The 13,095-nt window shown below is 52.6% G+C and carries 11 protein-coding genes and 4 tRNA genes; 14 read left to right on the plus strand and 1 reads right to left on the minus strand.

Annotation, left to right across the window (positions count from 1 at the left end; genetic code table 11):
• Positions 1-4: 4 nt before the first annotated feature.
• Both dppD and dppF read left to right on the plus strand, forming a co-directional pair.
• Entirely contained in the window at positions 5-988 is a 984-nt protein-coding gene (dppD, locus tag ACW9E7_RS21495; RefSeq protein WP_458728349.1) for a dipeptide ABC transporter ATP-binding protein, read from the plus strand.
• Positions 985-1,998: a dipeptide ABC transporter ATP-binding subunit DppF gene (dppF, locus tag ACW9E7_RS21500; protein WP_458728350.1), complete on the plus strand. Its 1,014-nt coding sequence runs from the start codon at positions 985-987 to the stop codon at positions 1,996-1,998. The genes dppD and dppF overlap by 4 nt, the downstream gene beginning before the upstream one ends.
• A 42-nt stretch (positions 1,999-2,040) precedes the next feature.
• Here the strand turns inward: dppF and coaA are convergent, their stop codons facing one another.
• The gene (gene coaA, locus ACW9E7_RS21505) at positions 2,041-2,991 is read right to left on the minus strand and encodes a type I pantothenate kinase (RefSeq protein WP_021242480.1); all 951 of its coding nucleotides are present in this window, start codon (positions 2,989-2,991) and stop codon (positions 2,041-2,043) included.
• 317 nt (positions 2,992-3,308) lie between these two features.
• Between coaA and ACW9E7_RS21510 the strand changes: the two genes are divergently transcribed.
• The 12 genes from ACW9E7_RS21510 (at position 3,309) to rpoB (ending at position 13,075) form a co-directional block, all read left to right on the plus strand.
• Positions 3,309-3,384, plus strand: a tRNA-Thr gene (locus ACW9E7_RS21510).
• A gap of 8 nt (positions 3,385-3,392) precedes the next feature.
• A tRNA-Tyr gene (locus ACW9E7_RS21515) sits at positions 3,393-3,477 on the plus strand.
• Between the two features lie 117 nt (positions 3,478-3,594).
• A tRNA-Gly gene (locus ACW9E7_RS21520) sits at positions 3,595-3,669 on the plus strand.
• Positions 3,670-3,675: 6 nt separating this feature from the next.
• A tRNA-Thr gene (locus ACW9E7_RS21525) sits at positions 3,676-3,751 on the plus strand.
• A gap of 118 nt (positions 3,752-3,869) precedes the next feature.
• Positions 3,870-5,054 (plus strand): elongation factor Tu, encoded by a 1,185-nt coding sequence (gene tuf, locus ACW9E7_RS21530; protein ID WP_014830236.1) that lies wholly within the window; start codon positions 3,870-3,872, stop codon positions 5,052-5,054.
• Positions 5,055-5,282: 228 nt separating this feature from the next.
• A complete protein-coding gene (gene secE, locus ACW9E7_RS21535; RefSeq protein ID WP_014068449.1) occupies positions 5,283-5,666 on the plus strand; it encodes a preprotein translocase subunit SecE in 384 nt (127 codons plus the stop codon).
• Position 5,667: 1 nt separating this feature from the next.
• Positions 5,668-6,213: a transcription termination/antitermination protein NusG gene (gene nusG, locus ACW9E7_RS21540; RefSeq protein ID WP_002438628.1), complete on the plus strand. Its 546-nt coding sequence runs from the start codon at positions 5,668-5,670 to the stop codon at positions 6,211-6,213.
• Between the two features lie 156 nt (positions 6,214-6,369).
• Positions 6,370-6,798 (plus strand): 50S ribosomal protein L11, encoded by a 429-nt coding sequence (gene rplK, locus ACW9E7_RS21545; protein ID WP_458728351.1) that lies wholly within the window; start codon positions 6,370-6,372, stop codon positions 6,796-6,798.
• A 3-nt stretch (positions 6,799-6,801) separates the two neighbouring features.
• Positions 6,802-7,506, plus strand: a complete 705-nt coding sequence (rplA, locus tag ACW9E7_RS21550) for a 50S ribosomal protein L1 (RefSeq protein ID WP_006810530.1) — start codon at positions 6,802-6,804, stop codon at positions 7,504-7,506.
• Positions 7,507-7,797: 291 nt separating this feature from the next.
• A complete protein-coding gene (gene rplJ / locus ACW9E7_RS21555) occupies positions 7,798-8,295 on the plus strand; it encodes a 50S ribosomal protein L10 (protein ID WP_003862338.1) in 498 nt (165 codons plus the stop codon).
• 66 nt (positions 8,296-8,361) lie between these two features.
• Positions 8,362-8,727: a 50S ribosomal protein L7/L12 gene (rplL, locus tag ACW9E7_RS21560; protein ID WP_002445276.1), complete on the plus strand. Its 366-nt coding sequence runs from the start codon at positions 8,362-8,364 to the stop codon at positions 8,725-8,727.
• Between the two features lie 319 nt (positions 8,728-9,046).
• Entirely contained in the window at positions 9,047-13,075 is a 4,029-nt protein-coding gene (gene rpoB / locus ACW9E7_RS21565) for a DNA-directed RNA polymerase subunit beta (protein ID WP_032644498.1), read from the plus strand.
• Positions 13,076-13,095 lie beyond the last annotated feature (20 nt).

The raw sequence follows: 13,095 nt of genomic DNA on the forward strand, positions 1-13,095 counted from the left end.
CGAGATGGCGTTATTAAATGTAGATAAATTATCGGTGCACTTCGGCGACGAAGGCACCCCGTTTCGCGCCGTGGACCGCATCAGCTACAGCGTCAATCAGGGCGAAGTGGTGGGTATCGTTGGGGAGTCCGGTTCCGGTAAGTCCGTCAGCTCGCTGGCGATCATGGGGCTGATTGATTACCCGGGCCGCGTGATGGCGGAAAACCTGCAGTTCAACGGTCAGGACCTGAAGCGCATTTCTGAAAAACAGCGCCGCCAGCTGGTGGGCGCGGAAGTGGCGATGATTTTCCAGGATCCGATGACCAGCCTGAACCCGTGCTACACCGTCGGTTTCCAGATTATGGAAGCGATTAAGGTGCACCAGGGCGGGAATAAGAAAACCCGTCGCCAGCGGGCGATCGATCTGCTGAACCAGGTGGGTATTCCTGACCCGGCTTCGCGTCTGGACGTTTACCCGCATCAGCTTTCCGGCGGGATGAGCCAGCGCGTGATGATCGCCATGGCGATTGCCTGTCGGCCAAAGCTGCTGATTGCGGATGAACCGACGACGGCACTGGATGTGACCATTCAGGCACAAATCATCGAGCTGCTGCTGGAGCTGCAGCAGAAAGAGAATATGGCGCTGGTGCTGATTACGCACGATCTGGCGCTGGTGGCCGAAGCCGCGCACAAAATCATCGTGATGTATGCCGGCCAGGTGGTCGAGACCGGAAATTCGCACGATATCTTCCGCGCGCCGCGTCATCCGTATACCCAGGCGCTTTTACGCGCGCTGCCGGAGTTTGCTCAGGATAAAGCGCGTCTGGCATCGCTGCCGGGTGTGGTGCCGGGTAAATATGACCGTCCGCAGGGCTGTCTGCTCAATCCGCGCTGTCCGTATGCGACGGACAAATGCCGGGCGGAAGAGCCAGAGCTGAACCCGCTGGCTGACGGTCGTCAGTCGAAATGCCACTACCCACTCGATGATGCCGGGAGGCCAACACTATGAGTACGCAACAGGCCACCACGCAACAGCCGCTGTTGCAGGCCATCGACCTGAAAAAATACTACCCGGTGAAGAAGGGACTGTTTGCCCCCGAACGCCTGGTGAAAGCGCTGGACGGCGTCTCCTTTAACCTCGAACGCGGTAAAACGCTGGCGGTGGTGGGAGAGTCAGGCTGCGGGAAATCCACGCTGGGCCGTCTGCTGACGATGATTGAAGTGCCGACCGGCGGCGAGCTCTATTATCAGGGGCAAGATCTGCTCAAGCACGATCCGCAGGCGCAGAAACTGCGTCGCCAGAAAATCCAGATTGTGTTCCAGAACCCGTATGGTTCGCTGAACCCGCGTAAAAAAGTGGGACAGATTCTGGAAGAGCCGCTGCTGATTAACAGCAACCTGAGCAAAGATCAGCGCCGTGAAAAAGCGCTGGCGATGATGGCGAAGGTCGGCCTCAAAACCGAGCATTACGATCGCTATCCGCACATGTTCTCCGGTGGCCAGCGTCAGCGTATTGCTATCGCGCGCGGGCTGATGCTCGATCCGGACGTGGTGATTGCCGATGAGCCGGTCTCCGCGCTCGACGTATCCGTACGTGCGCAGGTGCTGAACCTGATGATGGATCTGCAGCAGGAGCTGGGGCTGTCTTACGTGTTCATCTCCCATGACCTGTCGGTAGTGGAGCACATTGCTGATGAAGTGATGGTAATGTACCTGGGGCGCTGCGTGGAGAAGGGGACCAAAGACCAGATCTTTAATAACCCTCGTCACCCGTATACCCAGGCGCTGCTGTCTGCGACGCCGCGTCTGAACCCGGACGATCGTCGCGAGCGTATTAAGCTGACGGGTGAACTGCCAAGTCCGCTGAATCCGCCTCCGGGATGTGCATTCAACGCCCGCTGCAGCCGCCGCTTTGGCCCGTGCACCCAGCTCCAGCCGCAGCTGAAGGATTATGGCGGCCAGCTGGTTGCCTGCTTTGCGGTCGATCAGGATGAAAATGGCGAGAAGCCACATGCATAATGAAAAAACCGGCGCTAAGCCGGTTTTTTTATGCCTGATTGATTATTTCCGCAGGCGAATCTGGTCGACCGCGTGCTTCTCGCTCTTGGTGAGGATCAGACTGGCGCGTTCGCGCGTCGGCAGGATGTTCTCTTTGAGGTTCACGTAGTTGATCTCATTCCACAGTCCCGTGGCCACGTTGATCGCTTCTTCTTCAGAAAGCTGAGCATAGTGGTGGAAATAGGAATCCGGATCGGTGAACGCCCCTTCGCGGAACTTCAGGAAGCGATTGATGTACCAGTTTTGCAGCAGGTCTTCCGGCGCATCGACATAGATAGAGAAATCGACGAAATCCGAGACGAATACGTGATGCGGGTCGTGAGGATAGTCCATGCCGCTTTGCAGCACGTTCAGGCCTTCCAGAATGAGAATATCTGGCTGAACCACCGTTTTATCCCCACCCGGGATGCGATCGTAGATCAGGTGCGAATAGACTGGCGCAGTCACGTGCGGCACGCCGGATTTCAGGTCAGAGACAAATTTCACCAGACGGTGCATATCATAAGAGAGCGGGAAGCCTTTCTTCTTCATCAGGCCGCGCTCTTTTAACACCTCATTCGGGTGCAGGAAGCCGTCGGTGGTGATCAGCTCCACGCTGCGGTGTTCCGGCCAGCGGCTCAACAGCGCCTGCAGGACGCGCGCGGTGGTACTTTTACCCACGGCCACGCTGCCTGCGATACTAATGATATAAGGAATGCGTTGACCGTTTGTCCCGAGAAACTGCTCCAGCACGGCCTGACGGCGCAGGTTCGAGCTTATATAGAAGTTAAGCAAGCGAGAGAGGGGGAGATAAATTTCTGCCACCTCTTCCAGGGACAGATCTTCGTTTATCCCTTTTAACCGTGCGATTTCACCTTCCGTCAGCGTCATAGGGACGGAATCACGCAGGGCAGCCCACTGGCTGCGGTTAAAGTGTAGATAAGGCGTCATTAACGTTTGCTCTTTTTTGCTCATAAGCATGCTTCAGCGAGCCAGCACCACACTGCCGGATCGTGGCTCATCACACAGTTAATTTTGGACAATGGGCAGGAGGTTAACACCAGATGACGGGAATAATAAGAAAAAAGATGGAAAGCGCTGCGTTACGCGGAAGCCGTCACGCTACGGTGAATACGGTGCAAATCACGATGATATGTTGAATATTTGACCTCATATGGCTACTTTTACAGCGTCCGATACGCCGTTCGCATAAAATGTGAGCGAAAGAACGTTTTATGCAAATTTTTAGTTGCATGACCGCGCAGGTATCCATAGAATGCGCGCTACTTGATGCCGACTTAGCTCAGTAGGTAGAGCAACTGACTTGTAATCAGTAGGTCACCAGTTCGATTCCGGTAGTCGGCACCATCAAGTCCGGTGGGGTTCCCGAGCGGCCAAAGGGAGCAGACTGTAAATCTGCCGTCACAGACTTCGAAGGTTCGAATCCTTCCCCCACCACCACTTTCTGGCAGCGTAAATGCCGCCGGAGCTGGTTGGAAAAATTAGCCAGCTCAAACTGAAAAAGAGAGAAATCTCTTTTTTTGTTACAGAAAGAACTGGGTAGCCGAGTTTCAGGATGCGGGCATCGTATAATGGCTATTACCTCAGCCTTCCAAGCTGATGATGCGGGTTCGATTCCCGCTGCCCGCTCCAATACGTGCTGATATGGCTCAGTTGGTAGAGCGCACCCTTGGTAAGGGTGAGGTCCCCAGTTCGACTCTGGGTATCAGCACCACTTCACTTCTCCTTCCCGTTTTTCTCTGTTTCAATTTTACTGTATTCAACAATTCAGGCATTTCGCCTGGTTGATGTGGTGATATCACCGATTTATCCGTGTCTTAGAGGGACAATCGATGTCTAAAGAAAAGTTTGAACGTACAAAACCGCACGTTAACGTCGGTACTATCGGCCACGTTGACCATGGTAAAACAACGCTGACCGCTGCAATCACTACCGTTCTGGCTAAAACCTACGGTGGTTCTGCTCGTGCATTCGACCAGATCGATAACGCACCAGAAGAAAAAGCTCGTGGTATCACCATCAACACTTCCCACGTTGAATATGACACCCCGACTCGCCACTACGCACACGTAGACTGCCCAGGCCACGCCGACTATGTTAAAAACATGATCACCGGTGCTGCGCAGATGGACGGCGCGATCCTGGTTGTTGCTGCGACTGACGGCCCAATGCCTCAGACTCGTGAGCACATCCTGCTGGGTCGTCAGGTAGGCGTTCCTTACATCATCGTGTTCCTGAACAAGTGCGACATGGTTGATGACGAAGAGCTGCTGGAACTGGTAGAGATGGAAGTTCGTGAACTGCTGTCTCAGTACGATTTCCCAGGCGACGATACCCCAATCGTTCGTGGTTCTGCTCTGAAAGCGCTGGAAGGCGACGCAGAGTGGGAAGCGAAAATCATCGAACTGGCTGGCTTCCTGGATTCTTACATCCCAGAACCAGAGCGTGCGATTGACAAGCCATTCCTGCTGCCAATCGAAGACGTATTCTCCATCTCCGGTCGTGGTACCGTTGTTACCGGTCGTGTAGAGCGCGGTATCATCAAAGTTGGTGAAGAAGTTGAAATCGTTGGTATCAAAGAGACTGCGAAGTCTACCTGTACTGGCGTTGAAATGTTCCGCAAACTGCTGGACGAAGGCCGTGCTGGTGAGAACGTTGGTGTTCTGCTGCGTGGTATCAAACGTGAAGAAATCGAACGTGGTCAGGTTCTGGCGAAGCCAGGTTCAATCAAGCCACACACCAAGTTCGAATCTGAAGTGTACATTCTGTCCAAAGACGAAGGCGGCCGTCATACTCCGTTCTTCAAAGGCTACCGTCCACAGTTCTACTTCCGTACAACTGACGTGACCGGTACCATCGAACTGCCAGAAGGCGTTGAGATGGTAATGCCAGGCGACAACATCAAGATGGTTGTGACTCTGATCCACCCAATCGCGATGGACGACGGTCTGCGTTTCGCAATCCGTGAAGGCGGCCGTACCGTTGGCGCGGGCGTGGTTGCTAAAGTTCTCGGCTAATCGCTGATAACATTTGACGCAATGCGCATGAAAAGGGCATCATTTGATGCCCTTTTTGCACGCTTTCACATCAGAACCTGGCTCATCAGTGATTATTTTTGTCATAATCATTGCTGAGACAGGCTCTGCAGAGAGCGTATAATCCATAAAGGGATTAGCGTTTCGATTTGGCTCGCCTCGCAATCGCGGGGTGAAATTATTTGTAGAATTCTTCTGACAGGTTGGTTTATGAGTGCGAATACCGAAGCTCAAGGGAGCGGGCGCGGCCTGGAAGCGATGAAGTGGGTCGCTGTTGCCGTGCTGCTGATTGTGGCAATCGTTGGCAACTATCTTTATCGTGACATGATGCTGCCGCTCCGCGCGCTGGCAGTGGTGATTCTGATTGCTGCAGCGGGCGGTGTCGCGCTGTTGACGACTAAGGGTAAAGCGACCGTTGCTTTCGCTCGTGAAGCACGTACCGAAGTCCGCAAGGTCATTTGGCCGACTCGCCAGGAAACATTGCACACCACGCTGATCGTGGCTGCAGTGACTGCGGTAATGTCACTGATCCTGTGGGGACTGGATGGTATTCTGGTTCGCCTGGTTTCCTTTATTACTGGCCTGAGGTTCTAAGATGTCTGAAGCCCCTAAAAAGCGTTGGTACGTCGTTCAGGCGTTTTCCGGTTTTGAAGGCCGCGTAGCAACGTCGCTGCGTGAGCATATCAAATTACACAACATGGAAGAGTTATTTGGCGAAGTTATGGTTCCGACCGAAGAAGTGGTTGAGATCCGTGGCGGCCAACGTCGCAAAAGCGAGCGTAAATTCTTCCCGGGTTACGTGCTGGTTCAGATGGTGATGAACGATGCGAGCTGGCACCTGGTGCGCAGCGTACCGCGCGTGATGGGCTTTATCGGCGGCACGTCTGACCGTCCGGCGCCAATCAGCGATAAAGAAGTTGATGCGATTATGAACCGCCTGCAGCAGGTGGGTGATAAGCCGCGTCCGAAAACGCTGTTTGAACCGGGTGAAATGGTTCGTGTTAGCGACGGTCCGTTTGCTGACTTTAATGGCGTCGTTGAAGAAGTGGACTACGAGAAGTCCCGCCTGAAAGTTTCTGTTTCTATCTTCGGTCGTGCGACCCCGGTAGAACTGGACTTTGCGCAGGTCGAAAAAGCCTAAGCAGCGATCAAAAAAGCGGCGATTTAATCGTTGCACAGGGCGCGAGATTGGAATACAATTTCGCGCCTTTTGTTTTTATGGGCCCCGGCCCGTAAAACGAATTTTATTCACGGGGAGCCTCGCTGAGGCGCTATCACCCAATCAGAGGATTTTAGAATGGCTAAGAAAGTACAAGCCTACGTCAAGCTGCAGGTTGCAGCTGGTATGGCGAACCCAAGTCCACCAGTTGGTCCAGCTCTGGGTCAGCAGGGTGTGAACATCATGGAATTCTGTAAAGCGTTCAACGCAAAAACTGAATCCCTGGAAAAAGGTCTGCCAATCCCAGTCGTAATCACTGTTTACGCTGACCGTTCTTTCACTTTCGTTACCAAAACCCCTCCAGCAGCTGTTCTGCTGAAGAAAGCGGCTGGTATCAAGTCTGGTTCCGGTAAACCGAACAAAGACAAAGTGGGTAACATTTCCCGCGCTCAGCTGCAGGAAATCGCGCAGACCAAAGCTGCCGACATGACTGGTGCCGACATTGAAGCGATGACTCGCTCAATCGAAGGTACTGCACGTTCCATGGGCCTGGTAGTGGAGGACTAAGAAATGGCTAAACTGACCAAGCGCATGTCCGTGATCCGTGACAAAGTTGATGCGACCAAACAGTACGACATCAACGAAGCTATCGCTCTGCTGAAAGAACTGGCAACTGCTAAGTTCGTTGAAAGCGTTGACGTTGCCGTTAACCTCGGCATCGACGCGCGTAAATCCGATCAGAACGTTCGTGGCGCAACTGTACTGCCACACGGTACTGGCCGTTCCGTTCGCGTAGCTGTATTTGCTCAGGGTGCGAACGCTGAAGCTGCTAAAGCTGCCGGCGCTGAACTGGTAGGTATGGAAGATCTGGCTGATCAGATCAAGAAAGGCGAAATGAACTTTGACGTTGTTATTGCTTCTCCAGATGCAATGCGCGTTGTTGGCCAGCTGGGCCAGGTTCTGGGTCCACGCGGCCTGATGCCAAACCCGAAAGTTGGTACTGTAACCCCTAACGTTGCTGAAGCGGTTAAGAACGCTAAAGCAGGTCAGGTTCGTTATCGTAACGACAAAAACGGCATCATCCACACCACCATCGGTAAAGTGGACTTTGACGCTGACAAACTGAAAGAAAACCTGGAAGCTCTGCTGGTTGCGCTGAAAAAAGCGAAACCAACTCAGGCGAAAGGCGTGTACATCAAGAAAGTTAGCATCTCCACCACTATGGGTGCAGGTGTTGCAGTTGACCAGGCTGGCCTGAGCGCTGCTGCAAACTAATGCCTTTACGTGGGCGGTGATTTTGCCTACAATCTTACCCCCACGTTTGCTAACAAAAGTTAGCGGCTAAAAGATTTGTTCGTTGGAGCCTGGCCTAATCCAGGCCTCCGTCGAAGACCGCAGGTGTTTCGCAAGAGACTTAATCCCCTGCGTAGACGGTGACAGAACGCTAAGATTATTTTTGGATACTCTGGCTTGTTTCTGCTCACCGTATTAAGACGCTCTTTCCGTTGGGGAGAGTGAAGTGAGTTCCGGAACATGAGTTCCGGCAAACATCCAGGAGCAAAGCTAATGGCTTTAAATCTTCAAGACAAACAAGCGATTGTTGCTGAAGTCAGCGAAGTAGCCAAAGGCGCGCTGTCTGCAGTAGTTGCGGATTCCCGTGGCGTTACTGTAGACAAAATGACTGAACTGCGTAAAGCAGGTCGTGAAGCTGGCGTATACATGCGTGTTGTTCGTAACACCCTGCTGCGCCGCGTAGTTGAAGGTACTCAGTTCGAGTGCCTGAAAGACACGTTTGTTGGTCCGACCCTGATTGCATACTCTATGGAACACCCGGGCGCTGCTGCTCGTCTGTTCAAAGAGTTCGCGAAAGCGAATGCAAAATTTGAGGTCAAAGCTGCAGCCTTTGAAGGTGAGTTGATCCCGGCATCGCAAATCGATCGCCTGGCAACCCTGCCGACCTACGAAGAAGCAATTGCACGCCTGATGGCAACCATGAAAGAAGCTGCGGCTGGCAAACTGGTTCGCACTCTGGCTGCTGTACGCGATGCGAAAGAAGCTGCTTAATCGCAGTTATCTTTATAAAGCATTTGCTTACGTATAAACTTATTCTGATTTTCAGGAACAATTTAAATGTCTATCACTAAAGATCAAATCATTGAAGCAGTAGCAGCTATGTCCGTAATGGACGTTGTAGAGCTGGTTTCTGCAATGGAAGAAAAATTCGGTGTTTCTGCTGCTGCTGCTGTAGCTGTAGCTGCGGGCCCGGCTGAAGCTGCTGAAGAAAAAACTGAATTCGACGTAATTCTGAAAGCTGCTGGCGCTAACAAAGTTGCTGTTATCAAAGCAGTACGTGGCGCAACTGGCCTGGGTCTGAAAGAAGCTAAAGACCTGGTAGAATCTGCTCCAGCTGCGCTGAAAGAAGGCGTGAGCAAAGACGACGCAGAAGCACTGAAAAAATCTCTGGAAGAAGCTGGCGCTGAAGTTGAAGTTAAATAAGCCAACTTTTCTGGTTGCAGCCTGAGTAATTAGGCTGATGGCTGGTGACTTTTTAGTCACCAGCCTTTTTGCGCTGTAAGGCATCAGTAGCATTTCACACTGTTTGACTGCTGATTGTCCTGACAATGCATGTTTCTATCGACGACTTAATATATTGCGACAGGGTGCTCGCTCTGTGTAAATCGCGACGAAATGATTTAAGCGTGATAGCAACAGGTATTGCGGAAAGTATTCAATTTTCCGGTCCACAAAATGGTGTTGCACAAACTGTCCCTTCGTCGGACAGATGGGTCGACTTGTCAGCGAGCTGAGGAACCCTATGGTTTACTCCTATACCGAGAAAAAACGTATTCGTAAGGATTTTGGTAAACGTCCACAAGTTCTGGACATTCCATATCTCCTTTCTATCCAGCTTGACTCGTTCCAGAAGTTTATCGAGCAAGATCCTGAAGGGCAGTACGGTCTGGAAGCAGCCTTCCGCTCCGTGTTCCCGATTCAGAGCTATAGCGGTAACTCCGAGCTGCAGTACGTCAGCTACCGCCTTGGCGAACCGGTGTTTGACGTTCAGGAATGTCAGATCCGTGGCGTGACCTATTCCGCACCGCTGCGCGTAAAACTGCGTCTGGTGATCTACGAGCGCGAAGCTCCGGAAGGCACCGTAAAAGACATTAAAGAACAAGAAGTCTACATGGGTGAAATTCCACTCATGACAGACAACGGTACTTTCGTAATCAACGGTACTGAGCGTGTTATCGTTTCCCAGCTGCATCGTAGCCCGGGCGTCTTCTTCGACAGCGATAAAGGTAAAACACACTCTTCCGGTAAAGTACTGTATAACGCACGCATCATTCCTTACCGTGGTTCATGGCTGGACTTTGAGTTCGATCCGAAAGACAACCTGTTTGTCCGTATCGACCGTCGTCGTAAGCTGCCTGCAACCATCATTCTGCGTGCACTGAACTATACCACTGAGCAGATCCTGGACCTGTTCTTTGAGAAAGTGATCTTTGAAATCCGCGACAACAAGCTGCAGATGGAGCTGGTGCCGGAACGTCTGCGTGGTGAGACCGCGTCGTTCGACATCGAAGCCGACGGCAAAGTGTATGTGGAAAAAGGTCGCCGTATCACCGCGCGCCACATCCGCCAGCTGGAAAAAGATGATATCAAACACATCGAAGTTCCGGTTGAATACATTGCAGGAAAAGTAGCCGCGAAAGATTACGTTGATGAATCAACTGGCGAGCTGATCTGCCCGGCGAACATGGAGCTGAGCCTGGATCTGCTGGCTAAGCTGAGCCAGTCTGGCCACAAACGTATCGAAACGCTGTTCACCAACGATCTGGACCACGGTGCGTATATCTCTGAGACTATTCGCGTCGACCCAACCACCGATCGTCTGAGCGCGCTGGTAGAAATCTACCGCATGATGCGTCCTGGTGAGCCACCAACTCGCGAAGCGGCGGAAAGCCTGTTCGAGAACCTGTTCTTCTCCGAAGACCGCTACGATCTGTCTGCGGTTGGTCGTATGAAGTTCAACCGTTCTCTGCTGCGCGACGAAATCGAAGGTTCCGGTATCCTGAGCAAAGACGACATCATCGAAGTGATGAAGAAGCTCATCGATATCCGTAACGGTAAAGGCGAAGTGGACGATATCGACCACCTCGGCAACCGTCGTATCCGTTCCGTAGGCGAAATGGCGGAAAACCAGTTCCGCGTTGGCCTGGTACGCGTAGAGCGTGCGGTGAAAGAGCGTCTGTCTCTGGGCGATCTGGATACCCTGATGCCTCAGGATATGATCAACGCCAAGCCGATTTCTGCAGCAGTGAAAGAGTTCTTCGGTTCAAGCCAGCTGTCTCAGTTCATGGACCAGAACAACCCGCTGTCTGAGATTACGCACAAACGTCGTATCTCTGCACTCGGCCCAGGCGGTCTGACCCGTGAACGTGCAGGCTTTGAAGTTCGAGACGTACACCCGACGCACTACGGTCGCGTATGTCCAATCGAAACGCCTGAAGGTCCAAACATCGGTCTGATCAACTCCCTGTCCGTGTACGCACAGACTAACGAATACGGTTTCCTTGAGACCCCGTACCGTAAAGTGACCGACGGTGTTGTAACCGATGAAATTCATTACCTGTCTGCTATTGAAGAAGGTAACTACGTTATCGCTCAGGCGAACTCCAACCTGGATGACGAAGGCCACTTTGTAGAAGATCTGGTTACCTGCCGTAGCAAAGGCGAATCCAGCTTGTTCAGCCGCGATCAGGTTGACTACATGGACGTATCCACCCAGCAGGTGGTATCCGTCGGTGCGTCCCTGATCCCGTTCCTGGAACACGATGACGCCAACCGTGCATTGATGGGTGCGAACATGCAACGTCAGGCCGTTCCAACTCTGCGCGCTGATAAGCCGCTGGTTGGTACTGGTATGGAGCGTGCTGTTGCCGTTGACTCCGGTGTTACTGCAGTTGCTAAACGTGGCGGTACTGTTCAGTACGTCGATGCATCCCGTATCGTTATCAAAGTTAACGAAGACGAGATGTATCCGGGCGAAGCAGGTATCGACATTTATAACCTGACCAAATACACCCGTTCTAACCAGAACACCTGTATCAACCAGATGCCTTGCGTGTCTCTGGGTGAGCCAGTTGAGCGCGGCGACGTGCTGGCAGACGGTCCGTCAACCGACCTCGGTGAACTGGCGCTCGGTCAGAACATGCGCGTAGCGTTCATGCCGTGGAACGGTTACAACTTCGAAGACTCCATCCTCGTCTCCGAGCGTGTGGTTCAGGAAGATCGTTTCACCACCATCCATATTCAGGAACTGGCATGTGTGTCCCGTGACACCAAGCTGGGGCCAGAAGAGATCACCGCTGACATCCCTAACGTGGGTGAAGCTGCGCTCTCCAAACTGGATGAATCCGGTATCGTTTACATCGGTGCGGAAGTGACCGGCGGCGACATTCTGGTTGGTAAGGTTACGCCTAAAGGTGAAACCCAGCTGACGCCAGAAGAGAAACTGCTGCGTGCAATCTTCGGTGAGAAAGCGTCTGACGTTAAAGACTCTTCCCTGCGCGTACCAAACGGTGTTTCCGGTACGGTTATCGACGTTCAGGTCTTCACCCGTGACGGCGTTGAGAAAGATAAGCGTGCGCTGGAAATCGAAGAGATGCAGCTCAAACAGGCTAAGAAAGACCTGTCTGAAGAACTGCAGATCCTCGAAGCGGGTCTGTTCAGCCGTATCTATGCGGTGCTGGTTGCCGGTGGCGTTGAAGCTGAGAAGCTCGACAAACTGCCACGCGATCGCTGGCTGGAACTGGGCCTGACCGACGAAGAGAAACAAAATCAGCTGGAACAGCTGGCTGAGCAGTATGACGAACTGAAACACGAGTTCGAGAAAAAACTCGAAGCGAAACGCCGCAAAATCACTCAGGGCGACGATCTGGCACCAGGCGTGCTGAAGATTGTTAAGGTGTATCTGGCTGTTAAACGTCAGATCCAGCCTGGTGATAAGATGGCAGGTCGTCACGGTAACAAGGGTGTTATCTCTAAGATCAACCCGATCGAAGATATGCCGCACGATGCTAACGGTACGCCGGTAGATATCGTATTGAACCCGCTGGGCGTACCGTCTCGTATGAACATTGGTCAGATCCTGGAAACTCACCTGGGTATGGCTGCGAAAGGCATCGGCGATAAGATTAACGCCATGCTGAAACAGCAGCAGGAAGTCGCGAAACTGCGCGAATTCATCCAGCGTGCCTACGATCTGGGTACCGACGTGCGTCAGAAAGTCGACCTGAACACCTTCAGCGATGAAGAAGTGCTGCGTCTGGCAGAGAACCTGCGCAAAGGTATGCCAATTGCAACGCCGGTATTCGACGGTGCAAAAGAAGCTGAAATTAAAGAGCTGCTGCAACTGGGTGGTCTGCCAACGTCTGGTCAGATTACGCTGTTTGACGGCCGTACTGGTGAACAGTTCGAACGTCCGGTAACCGTAGGTTACATGTACATGCTGAAACTGAACCACCTGGTCGACGACAAGATGCACGCTCGTTCTACCGGTTCTTACAGCCTGGTTACTCAGCAGCCGCTGGGTGGTAAGGCACAGTTCGGTGGTCAGCGCTTCGGGGAGATGGAAGTGTGGGCGCTGGAAGCATACGGCGCGGCATACACCCTGCAGGAAATGCTCACCGTTAAGTCTGATGACGTGAACGGTCGTACCAAGATGTATAAAAACATCGTGGACGGCAACCATCAGATGGAGCCGGGCATGCCAGAATCCTTCAACGTACTGTTGAAAGAGATTCGTTCGCTGGGTATCAACATCGAACTGGAAGACGAGTAATTCTCGCTCAAACAGGTCAC

The organism is Enterobacter sp. H2G27 (assembly GCF_054403075.1).